Origin of the sequence: Psychrobacter lutiphocae DSM 21542, assembly GCF_000382145.1 — a bacterium.
GTDB classification, from domain to species: domain Bacteria; phylum Pseudomonadota; class Gammaproteobacteria; order Pseudomonadales; family Moraxellaceae; genus Psychrobacter; species Psychrobacter lutiphocae.
In genome coordinates this window covers 16,032-36,964 of record NZ_KB907651.1, presented here as the reverse complement: position 1 = coordinate 36,964, position 20,933 = coordinate 16,032, and the positions used below count along the sequence as shown (strand labels likewise).

Genomic DNA, 20,933 nt, shown 5'->3' with positions numbered 1-20,933 from the left:
TTATGATAGTTCATACCACTGCCTAAATCGCTTATAACCTCGAATGACCAGCCTTGAGTAGAACAGTACAGCTCAAGCATCTCAATTTGACGCTGCAAGTCTGGCTTTTGGTCATGACTTGATACACGAGCATAAGCTATGGTTTTGCGTTGTTGTTCCACCTTATTGTGAGTCAGGTTTGGGTTTATTTTAGATAAGTCGTATCTGCGATGGCCTTTTGGTGTTCTTTGGGCGACAAGCACACCTGTCTCATCCCATCTCCGTAGAGTTGAGACAGAAACGCCTAATCGGTCAGCTGCTTGTTTTATGCTTAATAATCTATTCATAGTAAGTAATTATAAATAGATTTAGATAGAATTTATGTTACTGTTTGTAGCCCCTTTCTCAAAGGGGGATTTAGGGGGATTTTAGAAATACTTGGCTGAAAATCCATCCCCGACCCTTCCTTTTAAAAAAGGAAGGGAGACAAACCTCACACAAGCCACAGTATTTAAATTAAGATTTATTTTAATCTTTATCTTTCTTCTCTCGATCTTTATCTTTTTTGCTCGACCCTTCTGAGTTTAATGGCTCAGGGGTAATGCCCTCAATCGGCGCATCAGCAAACGGATACTTACTAAAAGTCACCACATCTGGTGAAATCTCCAACGCCATCGGTCTATCAGCAGGCTTCCACTGATGCTCATCCAGCTGTGTATAACAAGGAGCAAAGATAATATTACGGTGCTGATTAATCCACTCACGCCATACCGCAAGTCCAATGGCCAGCACCACAGGACCAATAAACAGCCCCACAAACCCAAAGGCAGTCAACCCGCCCAGCACCCCGATAAAGATAATAATAAACGGAATCTTGGTCGCCCCAGAAATCACAATTGGGCGAATCAAATTATCCACCCAACTAATCACCAACATCCCCCACAAAGTCAACCCAATTGCCTCAGTCACATGACCCTTGGTAAACAGCCACAGCGCTACGCCCATCCACGCAAACGGTGTGCCAAACGGGATTAACGCAACCACAAAGGTCATAATCGTCAGCAAAATCGGGCTTGGTGCACCCGCAAAGAAGTAACCTACTCCAGCCAGAACCGCTTGCGCCACCGCAGTCAGACCAATACCATATACCACCGCCTGCGTCGTTGACCCAACCGAATCTATATAATCATCAATACGGTTGCCAATAATATTACGCAACGCCTGACGAATCTGCTTCATCAAACTAATACCATCACGGTAAAAGAAAAAAATCGTCATCAGCGCCATACCCAGCTTCGCCAACGAGCTTAGTACCACATCCAGCGCCATCTTGCCATAGTACAAATGCGACTGTAACCACGTCCTAAACGCACTCAATGACGCCTCAGGATCCTTATTAATTTGCCACAACAAGTCTTTAATTTGTTGCCCAATCACCGGCAACTCTTTAATTTCCTCTGGCAAATCAACATAGCCCACCTTGATACGATATAACAAAGTACTATACAAATTCACCGCCTCTTGTTGCAGAACAAACAAGCCTAACACCACAGGCACACCTAGCAACAGCGAAATGCACACCGTCATAATACTGGCACTAATATTCGGGCTTAGCTTCACTTTATGATGGAAAAAACGATAGATAGGGAAAGTGACATAAGCCAAAATCGCCGCCCAAATCGCAGGCACAATAAAGAACTGCACCACCTTAAAGCACAGAATAGACAGGATAACCAATAAGGTTGCTGTCAACACACGCTGTGTCACCAGCTCTCGTGTCCAGTTTTCAATCATAACAGCGCATACCCAAATAAGAAAATTAAATTAGACTTTTAAGACCTGACAAAAGCAAGGCAACTATATTATGCGACAACCTTTTAAAAAGGACTAAGGGTAACTTGTAATCATTACTTACTAGGGCTTGTCTCTAATTGGATTGTGAGACTAAAAATGAGATGGATTTTTGTCAAACACGGATAATTTCGAAGATAATATGCATATATTAACTAGAAACTAGACACAGTTTGGCGAAAATATAGCCATTTTTAGTCCATAACTCATGTATTTTGCAAATAGAGACACGCCCTAAACCCTCAATCAAGTAAGCGACAGCATCGACAAGCACAGTATAAACAGCTTATCCCGCTTTTCGCTACTATCTTGGCTTGCACAGGGACAGGCGCTAAGGCTAGATGCGTTCCTGACTCAGCGATACCGCCTCTGCCCAAGCGCCTGTAACCCTGTGCCTCACCAAGGATATTCACTTCAATCGGGGCTAAACCGCATCCCAAGGCCATATTCAAGGCACAAATAAAGCACGTTTCTTCCGTCAAAATGTTGGGTCTCGCACCTCGAGACCAACCTACAAATCGTGCAAACATAAAAGACCGAAAACCCTTGTGGGATAAAGCCTGTAAGCTGGCATGGAGGAACGACACCCAACAGGATACCCGCTTTAGAAAATCCCCTTTAAGGACGCTTTGACTAAATCTGCAACTCACCCACATCCGCCACCGTCAAGAACAGCTCACGCACCTGCTTTAACAAGGTCAAACGGTTCGCCTTCAACGCTGGATCATCACTATTGACCATCACATGATCAAAGAATCCAGTTAACGGTGCCTCTAGTGTCGCTAATGACTGCAAAATATCGTTATATTTGGCCTGTGCTTGCATGGGCGCCACTTCGGTTTTAGCTGCGCTCAAGGCTTGATATAAGGTCTTTTCTGCCTCTTCTGTCAGCAATGACTCATCCACTGACTCAGACGCTTCGCCTTCTGATTTTGCCAAGATATTAGCCACCCGCTTGTTAATCTCAGCCAAAGTCGCCGCTTGTGGCAAGCCACGGAACTCACTGACCGCATGAATGCGCTGGTCAAAGTCCAATGGCATATGCGGATGAATCGCCAACACTGCCTGAATACTATCGACACTAATACCTTGCTCGGTGTACATGGCACGGTAGCGAGAGTTAACAAAATCATTCACTTGAGTTAAGGTTTCGCCGGCATGAGGCAACTTGCCTTGATAGTTATATATGGCCTGCTCAATCAAGCTCACCAAATTAATCGGCAACTGCTTTTCAATTAAGATACGCAATACACCAATAGCAGAGCGACGTAGGCTAAATGGATCTTTTGAGCCAGTCGGGGCTTGATCAATCCCAAAGATACCCACCAAGGTGTCGATACGATCTGCCAAAGCCAAGCAGATACCCACCGCTGTTTGTGGCAACGCATCACCGCTAAATTTTGGCAAATACTGCTCTTCTATCGCCGCAGCAATCGCCTCAGGCTCACCATTTAAGCGGGCATAATAAGTACCGGCAATCCCTTGTAGCTCTGGAAACTCACCCACCAAGGTACTGGTTAAGTCTGCTTTAGATAGCATAGCAGCACGCGTGGCTTGTTCAACATCGATGTCAGCATAACCAGCGATATTTTCTTCTTTAAATAACGCCGCAATAAAGCCTGCTAGCTTCGCCACACGCTCAGACTTCTCCCAAATAGTACCCAGCTTGTCTTGGAACACTCGATTTTTTAGGCTTTCTGCCATCTCAATTAATGGCTGCTTTTGGTCTTGCAAGAAGAAGAATTCGGCATCAGCCAAACGTGGACGTACTACTTTTTCGTTACCACTGACCACTTGGCTTGGATCTTTTGATTCAATATTACTGATAAAGATAAAGTAAGGCTGAAGCTTGCCATCTTTATCAGTCAAGCAGAAGTATTTTTGGTCTGCCTGCATGGTGCTGATCAGCGCCTCTTGCGGCACTTGTAAGAAACGCTCTTCAAATGTCGCGCGCAGTGCAACTGGTAAGTCAACCAAAGCGGTCACTTCATCTAATAAATCTTGCGGTACGATGGCTTTAGCATTAACCTCATCAGCCAATACTTTGACACGCTCAGCGATCAGCTGTTGACGGTGATCAAAGTCAGCAATCACCTTGGCGTTCTCTAATACGCTTTCATAGTCTTTGGCATGAGCAATCGTCAACGCATCTGGTGAGTGATAACGATGACCTAGAGTTTGGTTGCCCGCTTGCAGACCTTGCACGCTTGCCTCAATCACTTGGTCGTCTTGCATCAACACCAACCATTTCACTGGGCGTACGAACTCTTCACGGCTGGCACCTGAGCGCATACGTTTGGCAATCGGCAAATTATCCAAGGCGGTTTGGAAGATATTAGGTAACAGCTCAGTGGTCGCCTGACCATGCACGGTCAGCTCATAACCAATATAATCACCTTTGTCTGTTTCGATGGTCATTAGCTCACTGACGTCAACGCCTAAGCCTTTGGCAAAGCCTTCGGCAGCACGGGTTGGATTGCCATCAGCATCATAGGCAGCTTTGACCGCAGGACCACGCCTTTGTTCAGTACGGTCAGGTTGCTTTTCGCTGATACCTTCAATTTGAATGGCTAAACGACGCGGTGCCGCAAAGGCTTTTAGGCTATCATAGCTGATATTGGCATCTTTTAACTGGCTTTCTACGCTGGCTTGCAGCGAGTCACGTAAGGGCTTTAGGCTCTTTGGTGGTAGCTCTTCACTACCTAATTCAAATAAAATTGTACTCATTAAGATCTCTGCTTTTATAAGAGGTTATATTTTTGTGGCTGTCTTTTTATACAAACTATCTTTCTTAGACAAACTATCTTTTTTAGACAAATATAGAGAGATACAAATATAGAGTTGTCTGTATTTTTGCTATTTTGCTGTCGACGTGTCTTGTCTTCATTTGTCTCTATTTGCCTCTATTTGTTTGCATTTATTCGTCTTTCGCTTTAACGTCCGCTTTTGCGTTTGACTCATCTTTTGGCAAATACTTCTTCAACGCAGCCTCTTTGTGCGCCTCATCTGCCAATGGGAAACCCAGCTTCGCACGTGCTTGTACATAGCCCTGAGCCACTTTGCGCGCCAAAGTACGTACTCTTAATATAAAGCGTTGACGCTCAGTGACCGAGATGGCACCACGGGCATCTAATAAGTTGAAAGTGTGTGACGCTTTTAGCACCATTTCATAGGCAGGTAGTGGTAAGTCTGCTGCGACCAACTTGTCTGCTTGCTCTTCATAAAAGTCAAACATATCAAACATCTTCGGCACATCAGCGTACTCAAAGTTATAGGTCGACTGCTCCACTTCATTTTGATGGAACACGTCACCATAGGTGACTTTACCAAACTCACCATCGGTCCACACTAGGTCATAGACACTGTCCACGCCCTGAATATACATCGCCAAGCGCTCAAGACCATAAGTAATCTCACCAGTGACAGGGAAGCATTCTAGACCGCCCACTTGCTGGAAGTAAGTAAACTGAGTCACTTCCATGCCGTTGAGCCACACTTCCCAACCCAGACCCCAAGCGCCAAGCGTTGGTGACTCCCAGTTGTCTTCAACAAAGCGCACATCATGAGTCAAAGTATCGATACCAATGGCTTCTAGTGAACCCAAATACAGCTCTTGAATATTCGGCGGATTGGGCTTCATCACCACTTGGAACTGATAATAGTGCTGCAAACGGTTAGGGTTATCACCATAACGTCCATCGGTAGGACGGCGTGACGGCTGTACATAAGCTGCGTTCCAAATCTCAGGCCCTAGCGAGCGTAAAAATGTTGCCGTATGAAACGTCCCAGCACCAACCTCCATATCATAAGGCTGTAATACCACACAGCCTTTTTCAGCCCAATAGGTTTGTAGTGTTAAAATAAGCTCTTGAAATGTCATAATATCGCCATATTTTGGTGTAAATAAGAGTGAATAAGGATCTACTGTTAGCATCCGTATATATCAAGATAAATTTAAGCTAAATAATAAAATAAAAGGGGCAAAATAAACAGATATAGGCGCTAAAACACGCCTATTTTTTGTCATATTTTTACCCAATCAGCGTCAATGCGCCTTTAATACACTCACCTTACTAAAAATTGACTATTTTATCTATATAACAGACCCAATAGATGCAAATTTAGACAAAAAAAATACCTAGATGGCAACCCATCTAGGCAGGAGGAAAACGGTTTGTTAGTGATCAGCTGCTAATATCACTACAACCTGACGTCAATCTACACTTATTATTATTATCTATTTATTTGTGGTGTTGTTAAAATCAGGGCCTGCTTAAAGCAGGTTCAGCTTAAAATCAAAAACAAGAATATATGTACGCTAAGACTGGTACGACTCTGCGGTTGCATTTGGCATAATTAGCCATAACACAAGATAGATTAAGATGCCCGGCACCGCAGCACTGGCTGAAGAAATAATCACAAATAAAAGACGGGTTAAATTCGGCGACCATCCAAGATACTCAGCCACGCCACCCATTACCCCTGCAATCATGCGGTGGTTACGTGAGCGATGTAGTTTTTGTAACTTTGCCATGTGTGTCATCTCCTCTCCTTGTTGTGTTGTTGTGCGCTGTTGTTATAGGACTGCTTATAAAGTCCGTTTTCAGTTAAACTAATCTCATTAAACTTAAGCTCGTTAAACTTAAGCACATTAAACTAAGACCATTAAGCGAGGTTTATTGTTATTATTGTCGTTGCTGTTTTATAGTTATTATAGTTTTATAGTTATTATAGTTGTAGTAGTAGATATCGTTGTTAAACACTTATTATTATAGTCGATTATTTAAATAATGCTGTTGGGACTTTACACTAACTTTGTAACATTATGACTGACAAGTATTGCACAAATTTAGCAGTACCCAGATTTGCTAACATTTTATAACCTATTGTTTTAATATTACTTTTTTATCTAGCTTAACGAAAACTCCATAACCCCTAAGCCGACATCTTTTATCTTCGTCATTTGTTATCAATAAGGATCTTATTATGCAAAAATCAGGGCTAATCATTGGCCATTTTGAACCGCTACATTTGGGCCATATCCGCAGTATTTTGCACGCCTCATCCTTGGTGGATGTGTTACATATCGTCATCACCCGTCATCCTAATCCCAACCCTAAATTCCCAGTCACCTTGCAGGACAAAGCACGTTGGTTACAAATGGCGTGTCGAGATTTGCCCTTCATCAAAATCCATATTTGTGATGATTTTTCGTTCCCTGTACATGACAGCATCGAAAACATCACCATTAATATTGACAGTTATAACGCAAAACTTGATTATATTAAGAATACATTGCAGATTGTCGATGAGGCTACTTTGCTGGTCACTGAAGGTCATCCGCTGTCTAAAGAAGCTGTGACCTCTGCATTGAATATCGAGGTTGAAACCACCCCATTACACCGTGAGTTTGACAGTATTGCCATTCATTACAATCCTATCGCCAACTGGGACATCATTCACCCTGAAGCACGTAGCAGCTATACCCGTACGGTGGCCATTGTCGGTGGCGAAAGCTCTGGCAAGACGATTTTGGCACACAAGATCGCCAACTATTACGGCACAGACTTGGCGCTAGAGATGGGCAGACTGTATGTAGACTCGCATCTGGGCGGCACCGAAGAAGGGCTACAATACAGTGACTATGCTGCTATTGCTTTAGATCATGCACAAGCGGTGCGTGAAGCGATGAATCAAGCCAAATCGCCAGTAACCATTGTCGATACGGACTTTGTCACCACTCAGGCATTTTGTGAAGAATACGAAGGGCGCACTCATCCATTCGTAGCGGCTTGTATTGATGAGTTTCGCTTTGATCACACCTTATTTTTGGCCAACAACACGCCTTGGATCGATGACGGCATGCGCTCACTAGGCTCACCAGAAGCCAGAGATCGCTTTGAGGACAAGTTGACTGAAATATTTGAGCGTCATAATATTACGACGCATCACATCAATAGCCCAGATTATTTCCAGCGCTATCAAGAGGCGATTGTCTATATTGATCAGCATATTTTTGCAGAATAGAATAAATAAGGACATCAGCCTAATAAAACTAAAGCTTAAAAACAAAAAATACCGCTTGTTAGACAAGCGGTATTTTCTATGGCGCAGCTGCTTTTAAAGCTATTATAATTTTAGAGCAATTAGAATCGCACTAATTTAGCCGTTTATGATCTTTTTAACGCCTCAATACGATCATCTAAGGTCGGGTGTGAGCGGAACAAATTGGCCACACTAAAGCCCTGTGACTGACCTGATGAGATCGCAAACGCCTTCATACTCTCAGGCATTTGATCTGGACGGGCCTCTGCAGGACGTAACGCATTGAGCGCACCAATCATTTTATCACGACCAGCCAGCTTAGCACCCATCGCATCGGCACGAAATTCACGCTGACGTGAGAACCACATCACAATCGCTGACGCCAAGAAGCCAAGTAAAATATCCATCACAATACTGGTCACAAAATAAGCAATGCCTGGACCGTCTTCATTTTTAAACACCACTGTATCGACAAAGTTACCGATTAAGCGAGCAAAGAACATCACAAAGGCGTTAACCACTCCCTGAATTAAGGCAAGCGTTACCATATCGCCATTAGCCACGTGACCGATCTCATGCGCCAATACCGCCTCGACTTCCTCTGGAGTCATGGTATGTAGCAAGCCTGAAGACACCGCAACCAGCGCACTGTTTTTGTTCCAGCCAGTTGCAAACGCATTTGGCTGGGCGTTGTCAAAGATACCCACTTCTGGCATACCGATATTCACCGCTTTGGCTTGTTTGGCAACGGTGTCGACCAGCCATTTCTCAGTGGCATTTCTAGGTTGCTCAATGACCACTGTACCTGTCGATCTCTTTGCCATCCATTTTGACAAAAACAAAGACACAACCGAGCCAAGCATACCGTACACCGCACACATGACGGCAAGGCTGGTCATATTAATCCCGCCAGCACCATGCACCGCACCTAGGCCGAACACCTTCGACAAAATACCAAAGACGATACTAAATACCACCAGCACCGCCAAGTTGGTTAATAAAAATAGGCCAATACGCATCATACGCAAATTTCCTTTATCCCAAATGTAAAACAATAATTAATGATTAAATATTCCACTTAAAATGAAAAATCATATATTAAAAAGCATAGTCTTATTAAATGGGGCTATTATGACAAATAATCAATGCGAATCGAAGTCTGCCCACATCTTTTATACCCTTTTATATGGGCTTTTCAGCCGATTTTGACCAATATTTACATTAATAATGCATATTGTAATAATACAGACTCATCGCCTATAAATTGCCATTTGCATCAAGACGTTAATAGGTTACACTAAAGGTCAAGCGCTATACTTATTTAACTATCTTATTTAACTATTTACTTATTAACTATTTAACTTTTTTACTTATTAACTATTTAACTTTGTTAACTCAGCGCTACTACTAATTTAACTGTTAACCATATTTAACAGTCCACCCTCAACAACCGAACTAATAAGGATATTAGAATGGCCTCACGTAAACGCTCTAACAAGCGTAGCTTAGATCAATGGCTCGCAGAATACGCCGTTAGCCACCAAAACCCGATTAATAAAAAAATCCACTGGCTGTGTGTCCCCACCATTTTTGTCAGCATCCTAGGGATGGGTATGTCGATGGCCGCATGGATTACCATTGTTGCCACCATGCTGGTCGCCATATTCTACCTGCGTTTGTCAACGCCCTTATTTATCGCCATGGGCATCTTTATGCTCATTAGCATGGCCGCCATTAGCGTACTTCCCCTTGGCTTTAAAGCTTGGGCAGCGGTGTTTGTCATTGCTTGGATTGGACAATTCATTGGTCATAAAATTGAAGGCAAAAAGCCCTCGTTTTTTGAAGACTTACAGTTCTTGTTAATCGGTCCAGCTTGGGTTGCCAATACATTAATGGGCCGTAAGATTAAACCTGCTGAGCAACCAGCTTAATAACTGGCTTAACAACAACAACTTAATTAGTAACGCAATAACAACCAAATATAACGTTTGTTGCGTATTTGATACCCAAATTAGAGTTTTTTTTGTTAGAATAATATAAATTATTTCAAAAATTGTAAGTTTTACTTAACTTACTACTCCTTCACTTAGTTGTGAATTTAACTTTATTTTAGTCTAATTTTTGAGGAAATCTTATTATGAAATTATTAAAAAATACGCTTACTGTTGCTCTACTTACTGGCTTGAGTGTTGTTGCTAGCGCTGCGACTTATGAAATTGATCCACATCACGCACACGTCCGCTTTTCAGTTGACCACTTTGGCACCTCAACTAACGCGGGTGGCTTCTACAACTTATCTGGTGTCGTTGAGTATGAGCCTGAAGCTCAAAAAGGCTTTGTTGGCATCACTATTCCAATGGGTAGCTTGAGCACTGGTATTAAAGCATTTGATAACCACTTAAAGTCTGCTGACTTCTTTAACGTTGAGCAATACCCAACTGCTTATTTCCAGTCCACTAACTGGCAGTTTAATGGTGATAAAGTCGCCGCAGTTACTGGTAACTTAACCCTTCTAGATCAAACTCACCCTGTCACGTTAACAGCGACTAAATTCAACTGTTATGATAACCCTATGCTAAAAACGCAAGTATGCGGTGGTGACTTTGAAACTACTATTGATAGAACTAAGTGGGGTATCGACACCTTGACTGATGGCGGTATGATGAAAGACATTAAGCTTAAAATTCAGATCGAAGCAGGTAAAAAGTAAGTCATATACATGATTTAAAAACTAGGACGTGCCTTCATTTTAAAAGTGGTGATAAAAATAAGATAAATTGCAGTCAGGTTAGAAGAATAACGTAGATAATACAATTATATTAATCCGTTTATATTAACCCGTTATTTGATGGTATGTGACAAGATTTAACTGTTTTTAGCCCATTTAAGTGTTATTGCACGAATTAAAGACAAGCCCTAGGATCTGCCTATTTTAATTTATGCGAATTTAATTTAAGCGAAGGACCACTGTTAATAGTGGTCCTTTTTTTATCTTATGTATCGGAACACGCCTTATGCGCCTATTTCCCACCACCTCTCCTATTTTTGCCAGAGATACTCATGAGCCAAATCGAGTCTCAAGTACGCTTGAGCTACTATTTGACCTAGTTTATGTTATTGCCGTTTCGGCTGCTGCAGAAGGCTTTTATCAGAGTCTAATCGTACATGACTATTCTGCATTTGCGACCTTTACCATCGCTTTTTTTATCTTATGGAATGCATGGACTAGCTTTACGTGGTTTGGATCAGGATACGACCCTGATGATGTGCCTTATCGTCTGTCAGTCATGTTTCAGATGTTTGGCTCTCTCTTAATCGCAGTTAACATTCATCAATTCTTTGAACAAGGGCTTATCTGGATTGGCGTACTTGGTTATGCCATTATGCGTCTCGCCAGTTGCAGCCAATGGTGGCGTGTCTATCGCGATATTCCAAGTCACAGACAGGTGGCGTGGCGTAGTATTTTTGGCTTATTTATTCTACAAAGTATGTGGATAATCTGGCTATTTTTGCCTCAGAACTTACAGACACCAGCGTTATTTTTATTTATATTCTTAGAGCTGTTTATGCCGTTGTGGGCACGTTCTAAGCAGTTTCACAACTGGCATCCTGGGCATATCGCTGAGCGTTATGGCTTATTAACCATTATTGTATTGGGTGAGGGTATTGCTGGGATTAGTGGCATCATCCTATCTTTTGTGGTCAGCGCTTCTTACAATGCTGCATCAATCATCATTTCAGCATTTGGATTGGTCGCCTTATTATTTTCGATATGGTGGCTGTATTTTAGTATTCCTTTTGCCCATATGCTAAGCGCCCATCGACACAAGCGTGACTTACTTGTCTTTGGTTACGGACACTTTTTTGTGTTTACTTCTATTGCAGGGTTAAGTAGTGCTTTAAAGTTGGTGGCAGACCTGCATACCTCAGCAAGTAACCCTGCCGCAACTCATCAAGTTACTGAGTCTTTTGTGATGGCGACCATTATGCCACAACTGGCTGCTTTTTTACTGGCTTTGACCTTGCTACGAGCTTTTATGTGTAAACACTCTCGCTCAAATGTACTCGCCTTTGCTCTTGCGTTGGTGGTAATGGTCGTATGCTATCTGGCAGTGGTGTTATTTAATCTGCCACTCACTTATGCTCTGTGGCTTAGTATCCTAGCACCAGTGATTATGATTGTTCTGTTTGCTCGGGATGACAATCAGTTTTATGAGGCACATCCTCAGTTTGAGAAGCCTCAATAGCTTAAACAGCCTCTCAACAACTTAAACAACAACAGCCTCTCAACAACTATTTGATATCAATAACTATCCAATAGTTGTTAAGGCTTGACGGACTCCAGTCTCAGCTAGTCAGCCAGCGCTTGAATCAGCTCAAAACGTGGGATCTGTTTGCCATCACGCTCTACTGTCTCGATGAACATCTCTAAAGGACGTACCCAGACCCCGTACTCGCCATATAAGCAGCGATAAACGACCAGGGCTTCTTCGGTCTCAGAGTGACGGGCGGTATGCAGTACTTGGTATAAGTTGCCCTTGTAATGGCGGTAGATGCCAGTAGCCACCGTAGAAGCTGGACTGGCGTTCGGGTTATTACGGTTGGTTTGGGTTTGGGTCGAGTTAACGGTCATAGTGCTGTAATTTATCCTCAAGTTTGGCTTTGGCTTGTGGCCATTCTTCTGCCGTCATACTATAAAATACTGAGTCGGTAATCGTACCATCTTGACGGATTCTATCCCCACGAATGACACCGTCTTTTTTGGCACCGAGTCGCTCAATTGCCCGCTGTGAATTTAAGTTGGCAATATCAGTACGCCAACCCACGGTCAAATAACCCAACTCATCAAAGGCATAGCTTAACAACATCAGCTTGCAGACGGTGTTGACATGGGTGCGCCAATAGGACTTGGCATACCAAGTATAGCCAATGCTGAGCCGTTTTATCTCTGGCCTGATAGCGTAAAAGCTGGTAGAACCAATGGCCTTGTTGGTGGCCGTATCAACCACCGCAAATGCTACACGATCCACCATCTCAGTTGCAGTATGAATATAATCTTGCATCTTGTCAGGACTAGGCACTGCGGTAATGACAGGCTGCCACAACTCACCATCTTGGCAGGCTTGTGCTAAGTCATCGGCATGGGCTTGAGTTAAGGGCTCAAGCCTTATATTGTGGTCGGTTAAGGTGGGTGCTGTCTGCCTCGATAAAGGGGGTATAGATGAAGATAGGTTGGACATGTGGATACCTTTTATATTGGATATATTGCAAAGGCTAGGTTTAACAGCCTGTTGTCCTGTTGTATTGAAAAGGCTAAGCTTTGGAAGTGTGCATTGTGGTCATTGTTGTTGCACCATGCCGTAGGAGCGGTTTAGCCCTGATTTGAGAGCCGTTAAAAAATTGCAATGCAATTTTAGGCTCGCAAGAGAAAATCCCTTAAAGGGGATTTTCTGGAAGGATATACTTGGCAAAGCACGGGGTTACAGACGCTTAGCTAGGGACGGTATCGCTAAGTCAGGAACGGCACTCGCTATTAGCGTCTGTCCCCGTGCAAGCCAAGATAGTAGCGAAAAGCAGGATTAGCTACTAAGTACTGCTAAACACTAAACACTGCTAAACACTAAATTCTGCTGAAAACTAAGCTGTTAGGCAATCGTTACTCTGGCAAAGCCTTTTTTGCCCGCTTGAATCACAACCGTTTGTCCTGACGTTAAGCTAAAGCCGGCATCGACTTCTTCGCCATCAACTTTGACGGTGTTGCGTTTGAGCATGTCTTTGGCGGCAGCGTTGTTTTTGGCAAGCTCGGCTTGGTTTAGGATTTGGGTGATAAATAACGCCTCCTGCCCTTCTGATAACTCAAGGGTAACTTCTGGCAAGTCAACAGGTAGCTCGCCATCGGCTAAGACGTTACCTGCTGATTTGTGCGCATTGGCGGCGGCTTCTGCACCATGGAAACGCTCGATTAACTCTTCGGCTAGGATACGCTTAATCTCTTGTGGGTTGCGACCATTTTCCATCTCAGCCATGAGTGCGTTGACTTCGTCCATTGGCTTGAAACTTAAAAATTCAAAATAGCGATGGATTAGCTCATCTGGCATCGACAGTAGTTTTTGGTACATGGTGCCTGGTGCGTCCTCAATACCCACATAGTTGCCAAGCGATTTTGACATCTTATTGACGCCATCTAAGCCTTCTAAAATAGGCACTGTGATACACACTTGTGCCTCATGGCCATAACGACCTTGCAGGGTGCGACCCATCAATAGGTTAAAGGTTTGGTCGGTACCGCCCATCTCGACATCCGCCTCTAGGGCGATGGAATCGTAGCCTTGCACTAAAGGATACAAAAATTCGTGAATGGCAATCGGGGTCTGTGATTCATAGCGCTTAGCGAAGTCGTCACGCTCAAGCATACGTGAGACGGTCAACTGGCTTGCCAACTGAATCATGTCGCCAGCGCTCATTTTGTTAAACCATTCGGAGTTAAAGACAATGTGGGTCTTTTCTTTGTCTAAGATTTTGAATACTTGCTCAGCATAGGTCTTGGCGTTGGCTTGCACTTGCTCATCGGTGAGCGGTGGGCGGGTAGCGTTCTTGCCCGATGGGTCACCGATTTTGGCAGTGTAGTCACCTATTAAGAAATAAATCTCATGCCCTAAGTCTTGGAAATGTTTCAGCTTATTAATCAGTACGGTATGCCCTAAGTGCAAATCTGGTGCGGTGGGGTCAAAGCCTGCTTTAATCTTTAACGGACGACCCAGCTTTAACTTGGCAATTAAATCTTCTTCTGAGTATATCTCATGGGTGCCACGCTTGATAATGGCCAGTTGCTCTTCGATGGATAGGTTTGAAGTTGGCTGAATCTCTAGTTGACTCATAATATCTCTCTTATTTTGTAAAGTTTAAAAACAAAATTTTTATTAATTGCAGCTTAAAAAAGAATACGTCAAAAAGTCATAGCCTGACTACTTTGACGCAGTTTTTAGATAATTTTAGCATGAGTATCATTTAAAAGTGTAACCAAGACTAATATTGTATTATGATATACATCATGACATCTTATTGTCAGGGGCTTTATAGATTTAATACATTTCACTCATAGCCTCTAAGTTAGTTGCTACCTCTACACTATCAACATCCGTTGAATCACATCAACAAGCATAGGGTCATCTTATGAAAGTTTATCACCTAAAAGTCTCTTTGTTTGGCTACCATGAACAGCCCATTAACAAACTGCATCGCATCATCGAGATTAGTGAGAATAGTACCTTTGAAGCATTACATGAAGCTATTTTTGAGGCATTTGACCGTTTTGACCCCCACCTTTATACCTTTTTTATCACCAAAAAAGACATTAAAGGCATGCATGATATTATGGATGCACCAGAGATTACTAATCCATATTCATTTAATGAAGACATGCTTTTTGACAGCAAGCCTAAAAATACTGTCACAACTAAACTAAAAGACGCCAAACTCAAAGAAAAAGATGTGTTTCATTATTGGTTCGATTTTGGCGATGATTGGTGGCATCGTATTCGGGTTGAAAAAATTACCTCAAATAATCGTATAAAAAAGGACTTTGTTAGAATCACTAAAAAAGTCGGTGAATCCCCAGCTCAATATAATTACGACGATGATGGGGATTTTGATGAAGAGGGCTTTGATGAGGTCGATTTCGACCTTATAGATTTTAACAATATTGATGTTAATCAGCTTGATTTTGCCATGATGGACATCGACGAAGCCAAACTTGCCAGTATTGGTTTTAGTGAAGAAGATTTGCTTAATCTCATGCAAGCTATACAAGAAAATAAAAGCAAAGCCATAATGACATTGATAGATAAATATGGTGTCGATAATCTTATCACGATATTTCAAACAGTGGGAATACCTGAGTCTGAAACCAAATTATTGAGAAATATGCTCAACACCTTTCCTATCATAAATTTTCTTGAAGCCATTGAAGATCCTAATATGACTTTAACGCAAGAACATGGTTTGCTAAAACAGCTTATTAAAGACTTACAATTACGATTGTCAGACTTAGAAAAAAGTATCGCTGAAGATACCAACCAAAGCTATAAATAGAGGTTTCTAAATCACAGGCCTCTACATAAATAATTTCTCCCATAACTTGGAAATATGAAATAGCATGCCCAGCAATGTGAAACAAAGCCTTGAGCATAGTTTTGAATACACTCTAAATGAGACACTATACAATAGCTTTGATCAAGGCTATTACATCGGCATGATGTCAGGCACTAGTCTTGATGGTATGGATGCCGTCATTTGTCAGTTTGATAATGACGCTACTAACAAGATCGTTGCCACCCATAGCAAAGACTTTCCAGACAATCTGCGTGAAGTGTTATTGGCACTTTGCGTGCCAAATGGTACCTCGAACCTAACTATGTCTGCGGATAAGTTTGCGATTGCACAGCAACCACAAAGCGAGCTTGAGTGGTTTGGCTGGGCTAGCCGTGAATACGCTGAATTTGCCAGTCATGTGGTCAATGAGCTACTTGAGCAAGCAGACATCGCCGCTGAGTCTATTTTGGCAATTGGTTGTCATGGTCAGACAGTACGCCACCGTCCTAATTTAGGTTTTACTTTACAGTTAGTTGATCCAAATATCATCGCTGAACGCACTGGCATTAGCGTGGTTACCGACTTCCGCCGACGAGATATGGCGGTAGGTGGTCAAGGTGCCCCACTAGCCCCTGCTTTTCATTTGGCACAGTTTGCAGAGAGTCATCAGTCCACTGACTCAGAAGACATTATCGTCGTTAACTTAGGGGGTATCGCTAATATTACTGTATTGCCCTCAAAGCAAATAGATAAAGTTACTGGCTATGACACAGGTCCTGCGAATATCTTACTCGATGCTTGGTATCAGCATCATTATCAAAGCCACATTCAAGGCTCAAGTCTTGATCAATCTGAGCCTTTATATGATAAGTCAGGGATTTGGGCACAATCTGGGGAGGTCAATTCTGAGCTATTAGAGCTGCTGCTGAGCCATCCTTATTTTGCGCATGCCACACCAAAAAGTACCGGACGTGAAGACTTCAATCTTAACTGGCTTCAGTCTCAGATCAAGATTATCGAAACTAAGCTTGGGCACACCCTTGATATAGCAGATGTACAAGCGACACTGACCGCCTTGACTGCACAAAGCTTGGCTGATGCTATTAAGCAAGAAGCGATCAACTTACATATGAGCGCAGGAGACATCATCGTCTGTGGCGGCGGGGCTTATAATGTCAATTTATTGGCTCAAATTGCCAAGCGTCTGCCCAATTGGGAAGTGGCGACCAGTGCTAAGTTTGGTATTGCACCAACATGGGTCGAGGCAATGGCCTTTGCGTGGCTAGCACGTCAGACCATCATGGGTGAGACAGGTAACTTACCAGCAGTTACGGGGGCAAATAAGGCCGTCGTGCTGGGACAAGTTTGTTTTGCTTAGGTGCGTTTTAGCTTAACTAGGAGCAAGGCAAGGGACATGCAATTTTCTATTCACTCTGAGCCTCATTTAAGCGGTCGCAACAACTGGCTTAGAGCCTCTGTTTTGGGGGCTAATGATGGTCTTATATCCACTTCAAGTATTTTAGCAGGTATTGCGGCTACAAACTCTGATATCCAAACCTTATTATTAACTGGTGTTGCGGCTTTGGTGGCTGGTGCATTGTCTATGGCGGCGGGCGAATATATTTCAGTGTCGTCGCAGGCAGATACCGAACGAGCAGACTTAGCGTTAGAAAAAAAAGAACTAACGGAGCATCCAAACTGTGAGCTTGAAGAGCTAACCAATATCTACCTATATCGAGGCTTGGACCATGACTTAGCACATAAAGTAGCGGTTGCACTAACGGAGCATAATGCGATAGAGGCACATGCACGTGATGAAATTGGACTGACTGAAACCATGCAGCCCAAACCTTTGCAGGCGGCGGTTTCTTCTGCTATTGCATTTAGCTTAGGGGCAATGTTACCCATCTTAGGCATTGTATTAGCACCAGCCCAGTTAATAATACCTGCTTTAGTCATTGTCACTTTATTTGGATTGGTTATTCTTGGGGTCAGTGCTGCCAAACTCGGTGGTGCGCCTGTGTTGCCTGCCACACTACGTGTCGTCATTTGGGGTTCGCTGGCGATGCTGGCAACTTCATTAATTGGCAAGCTGTTTGGTGTGTCGATTTAGGTTGGCTGGTAAAGTTTGATACACCTAATTATTGCATTGAGCCTAAAGCTTAGTATCAGTAGCTAATTTAATGGTTGCCTTGGGGCGCGGTTTAGCCTCGACAGTAGCGGTATCCTACTGGTTTGGGCGAGTTACGGTGACTAGATATTGAGTGAGTGTCGAGGTAACAGTAATCACTCAATTCGTGTCACCGTCTCGCCCAGACTAGTAGATACAAGCGGATGGCGAGAATGGCTCCAACATTGCTTTAAAAACAGCGTCAAAAACAGCGTCAAAAACAGCCAGAGAGTAACTCAAATTGTGTTGCTCATCGTCATAGTTTTCATCTTAATCACAGCTTTAGATTTACCCTAAAGACTGCACCCACTGCACAATTTGATTGCTTGGCAATGCGCCTGATTGACGGGCAATCTCCTTGCCACCTCTAAAGGCGACCATGGTCGGCAAGCTGCGAATACCATAAGGGGCAGCGGCTTGCTCAAACTGATCGGTTTGTAGCTTAGCGAACACCACATTGGGTAGCTGTGCGGCTGCTTGCTCAAACTGCGGTGCCATCATATGACAAGGCTGACACCAGCTTGCCCAGAAGTCTACGATGGTTAATACGTCATTTTTTTGGATGGTTTTGTGTGCTGTTTTATCGGTTAATATTATCGGCGTAGCTGTGAGTAATGGCTTTTGGCATTTGCCGCATTTAGGTGATTCGGTGAGACGACTTGCTGGAATACGGTTGGTCGCCGCACAATGAGGGCACACTAAATATAATGATTGTGAGTTACTCATACCTTTATACCTCTTTGGTTGCTCAGTTTTTGTCTCTTAACAACTATTTGTATCTGTTAATAGCTATAAAACCATTAGTCATACAGCTAGATTGGCTTACAATAGATTATCATTGATGTCGTGCAATCTGTTATATTATATGCTTATATATATTGATATTGAGACTCCGATTTCAATAGGTTAAATCGAAGCTTACATAATTTTAACAAAAGTTAACTGACCTTATTTTGTCGTTAATGAGAGGCGGTAGTGAGCAACCAACAGACATCACTAAAGCATCCTAAAAACAAGCACAGGCTAGCCAAGCTGGTTCCTGACTGGGTATCGGGCTATAACACCACTTATTTGCCTGCTGATATTATCGCGGGTATTGTGGTCGGTATTTTGGTCATTCCTCAAAGCTTGGGCTATGCCGTACTGGCTGGGCTTCCCCCTGTGTTTGGGTTATATGCGTCTATTATTCCTGTGTTGGTCTATGCTTGGGTCGGCTCTAGCAATGTACAAGCCATTGGTCCTGTTGCTATTACTGCTATTATGACCGCCAGTAGCCTACACGGCCTTGCAACAGAAGGCAGTATCCAGTACGCCATGCTAGCAAGCTTACTTGCCTTAATGGTAGGTATCATATTGTGGTTTGCAGGGCAACTCAAGCAAGGTTGGATCGTACAGTTTATTAGTCGAGGAGTGTCCGCAGGTTTCATTAGTGGTGCTGCTGTTTTGATATTTATTAGTCAAATGAAGTACCTGACTAATATCGCCATTAGTGGCAATAGCCTGCCCAGCTATATGCTGTCGTTGTTAGAGAATATTAATAACTTCCATCTACCAACTTTCTTACTAGGGGTGACGGCTTTTGTCCTTTTTATACTCAATCGCTACGCCAGTCATGCTATCTGGCAATCTTGGCTACCTGCATCAAAAGCCAAATGGGCGCAGCGTCTTTTTCCTTTATTACTGGTCGCTTGCGCTATTTGGCTAAGCCATATTAATCAATGGTCGCAACAGGGCATCCGCACCATTGGTGACATACCTCATGGCCTGCCATTACTGTCACCACCTCAGTTTGAGTCACTGTCACAAGTAGCCTCACTTTTGCCCACAGCAGGATTAATGGCGTTAATCATATTTATCTCTAGTAGCTCAGTGGCCAGTACCTATGCCCGACTACGTGGTGATAAGTTTGATGCTAATAAAGAACTAAAAGGCCTCGGTCTGGCAAATATTGCTGGAGGATTTAGCCAAAGTTTTCCTGTGGCTGGTGGGTTTTCACGTACGGCTATCAATGCTGACTCTGGAGCAAGCACACCCCTAGCCAGCTTTATTACAGTAGCAGTGATGATAGCAGCCTTATTGGTATTAAGTGGTTTGATTGCCCCTTTACCCTATGCATTATTGGGTGCTATGATTATGGCCTCTATCATTAGCCTCATTGATATCGCTACCTTTAATAAAGCTTTCAATACAGACAAATTAGATGCTCTAAGCTTTGCTGCTGCCTTTATTGGTGTGCTTGCTTTTGGTCTTAATATCGGACTAGTTATCGGCATTATTGTATCTTTTGCAGGGCTTATTTGGCAGTCGAGCCAGCCGCATATTGCCATTGTTGGTAGAATGTCAGGCACTGAGCACTTTCGCAATATTTATCGTCACCAAGTCATCACTTATGACAACTTACTTATTATGCGTGTCGATGAAAGCTTATTTTTTGGTAATAGTGAGTCTGTACACAGTCAAGTTCACACTGCGTTAAGCAAATACCCAAAAGCACGTGATCTTGTGTTAATCATGTCTTCTGTTAATCATATTGATTTAACAGCTCAAGAGATGCTCACCACTTTAAATCGTGAACTTATTGCTAACGATAAGCGCCTACATTACAGCTTTATTAAAGGGCCTGTGATGGATATTATTAAAACCACACCAGTCATAACTGAATTATCTGGACGCGTATTTTTGAGTACCGTACAGGCCGTTGAGCTATTAACAGACGACAACCCTAATAATGACCAGCACCCAAAGATACAAACTACAGAGTATGTCTAAAATGAGTATGTCTAAAAATTGTAGGAAA

The 20,933-nt window shown here is 43.0% G+C and carries 19 protein-coding genes; 8 read left to right on the top strand and 11 right to left on the bottom strand.

Annotation, left to right across the window (positions count from 1 at the left end):
• The 6 genes from H140_RS14490 to H140_RS0110490 form a co-directional block, all read right to left on the bottom strand.
• Positions 1-326 (bottom strand): MerR family DNA-binding transcriptional regulator (locus tag H140_RS14490; RefSeq protein ID WP_033427009.1); only part of this gene is annotated, 326 nt, incomplete at its 3' end.
• A 181-nt stretch (positions 327-507) separates the two neighbouring features.
• Complete coding sequence (locus tag H140_RS0110505; protein ID WP_019673616.1) at positions 508-1,773, bottom strand: AI-2E family transporter; 1,266 nt, start codon at positions 1,771-1,773, stop codon at positions 508-510.
• A gap of 299 nt (positions 1,774-2,072) precedes the next feature.
• Positions 2,073-2,360: a hypothetical protein gene (locus H140_RS15925; protein WP_156819159.1), complete on the bottom strand. Its 288-nt coding sequence runs from the start codon at positions 2,358-2,360 to the stop codon at positions 2,073-2,075.
• Between the two features lie 103 nt (positions 2,361-2,463).
• Positions 2,464-4,557 (bottom strand): glycine--tRNA ligase subunit beta, encoded by a 2,094-nt coding sequence (gene glyS, locus H140_RS0110500; RefSeq protein WP_019673615.1) that lies wholly within the window; start codon positions 4,555-4,557, stop codon positions 2,464-2,466.
• 190 nt (positions 4,558-4,747) lie between these two features.
• Positions 4,748-5,710 carry a glycine--tRNA ligase subunit alpha gene (gene glyQ, locus H140_RS14485; RefSeq protein WP_019673614.1) on the bottom strand — a complete coding sequence of 321 codons (963 nt, stop codon included), beginning with the start codon at positions 5,708-5,710 and terminating at the stop codon, positions 4,748-4,750.
• Between the two features lie 438 nt (positions 5,711-6,148).
• The gene (locus H140_RS0110490; protein ID WP_026349023.1) at positions 6,149-6,364 is read right to left on the bottom strand and encodes a PspC domain-containing protein; all 216 of its coding nucleotides are present in this window, start codon (positions 6,362-6,364) and stop codon (positions 6,149-6,151) included.
• A gap of 434 nt (positions 6,365-6,798) precedes the next feature.
• Between H140_RS0110490 and nadR the strand changes: the two genes are divergently transcribed.
• Positions 6,799-7,857: a multifunctional transcriptional regulator/nicotinamide-nucleotide adenylyltransferase/ribosylnicotinamide kinase NadR gene (gene nadR, locus H140_RS0110485; RefSeq protein WP_227672937.1), complete on the top strand. Its 1,059-nt coding sequence runs from the start codon at positions 6,799-6,801 to the stop codon at positions 7,855-7,857.
• A 143-nt stretch (positions 7,858-8,000) separates the two neighbouring features.
• Here the strand turns inward: nadR and htpX are convergent, their stop codons facing one another.
• Entirely contained in the window at positions 8,001-8,897 is an 897-nt protein-coding gene (htpX, locus tag H140_RS0110480; protein ID WP_019673611.1) for a protease HtpX, read from the bottom strand.
• A 450-nt stretch (positions 8,898-9,347) separates the two neighbouring features.
• Between htpX and H140_RS0110475 the strand changes: the two genes are divergently transcribed.
• The 3 genes from H140_RS0110475 to H140_RS14480 all read left to right on the top strand — a co-directional run bounded on the left by H140_RS0110475 (position 9,348) and on the right by H140_RS14480 (position 12,122).
• On the top strand, positions 9,348-9,806 hold the full coding sequence (locus tag H140_RS0110475; RefSeq protein WP_019673610.1) for an Mpo1 family 2-hydroxy fatty acid dioxygenase: 459 nt from the start codon (positions 9,348-9,350) through the stop codon (positions 9,804-9,806).
• Positions 9,807-10,012: 206 nt separating this feature from the next.
• Positions 10,013-10,585: a YceI family protein gene (locus H140_RS0110470; RefSeq protein ID WP_019673609.1), complete on the top strand. Its 573-nt coding sequence runs from the start codon at positions 10,013-10,015 to the stop codon at positions 10,583-10,585.
• Positions 10,586-10,889: 304 nt separating this feature from the next.
• Positions 10,890-12,122, top strand: coding sequence for a low temperature requirement protein A (locus tag H140_RS14480; RefSeq protein WP_019673608.1), 1,233 nt, complete (start codon positions 10,890-10,892; stop codon positions 12,120-12,122).
• A 104-nt stretch (positions 12,123-12,226) separates the two neighbouring features.
• On the opposite strand, the gene H140_RS0110460 is transcribed toward H140_RS14480, so the two are convergent.
• The 3 genes from H140_RS0110460 to tyrS form a co-directional block, all read right to left on the bottom strand.
• Positions 12,227-12,442: a DUF1653 domain-containing protein gene (locus H140_RS0110460; RefSeq protein WP_026349022.1), complete on the bottom strand. Its 216-nt coding sequence runs from the start codon at positions 12,440-12,442 to the stop codon at positions 12,227-12,229.
• Between the two features lie 55 nt (positions 12,443-12,497).
• The gene (locus H140_RS0110455) at positions 12,498-13,115 is read right to left on the bottom strand and encodes a GNAT family N-acetyltransferase (protein WP_019673606.1); all 618 of its coding nucleotides are present in this window, start codon (positions 13,113-13,115) and stop codon (positions 12,498-12,500) included.
• Between the two features lie 405 nt (positions 13,116-13,520).
• Entirely contained in the window at positions 13,521-14,753 is a 1,233-nt protein-coding gene (gene tyrS / locus H140_RS0110445) for a tyrosine--tRNA ligase (RefSeq protein ID WP_019673604.1), read from the bottom strand.
• Positions 14,754-15,048: 295 nt separating this feature from the next.
• On the opposite strand from tyrS, the gene H140_RS15235 reads away from it, so the two are divergent.
• The 3 genes from H140_RS15235 to H140_RS0110430 all read left to right on the top strand — a co-directional run bounded on the left by H140_RS15235 (position 15,049) and on the right by H140_RS0110430 (position 18,079).
• Entirely contained in the window at positions 15,049-15,966 is a 918-nt protein-coding gene (locus H140_RS15235; protein WP_019673603.1) for a plasmid pRiA4b ORF-3 family protein, read from the top strand.
• Between the two features lie 64 nt (positions 15,967-16,030).
• Complete coding sequence (locus H140_RS14965) at positions 16,031-17,344, top strand: anhydro-N-acetylmuramic acid kinase (protein WP_019673602.1); 1,314 nt, start codon at positions 16,031-16,033, stop codon at positions 17,342-17,344.
• A 36-nt stretch (positions 17,345-17,380) separates the two neighbouring features.
• Complete coding sequence (locus tag H140_RS0110430; RefSeq protein WP_019673601.1) at positions 17,381-18,079, top strand: VIT1/CCC1 transporter family protein; 699 nt, start codon at positions 17,381-17,383, stop codon at positions 18,077-18,079.
• Between the two features lie 345 nt (positions 18,080-18,424).
• Here H140_RS0110430 and trxA read toward each other — a convergent pair whose 3' ends face one another.
• Positions 18,425-18,862 (bottom strand): thioredoxin, encoded by a 438-nt coding sequence (gene trxA, locus H140_RS0110425; protein WP_019673600.1) that lies wholly within the window; start codon positions 18,860-18,862, stop codon positions 18,425-18,427.
• Between the two features lie 249 nt (positions 18,863-19,111).
• Between trxA and H140_RS0110420 the strand changes: the two genes are divergently transcribed.
• Positions 19,112-20,905 carry a SulP family inorganic anion transporter gene (locus tag H140_RS0110420; protein WP_019673599.1) on the top strand — a complete coding sequence of 598 codons (1,794 nt, stop codon included), beginning with the start codon at positions 19,112-19,114 and terminating at the stop codon, positions 20,903-20,905.
• Positions 20,906-20,933: the final 28 nt, after the last annotated feature.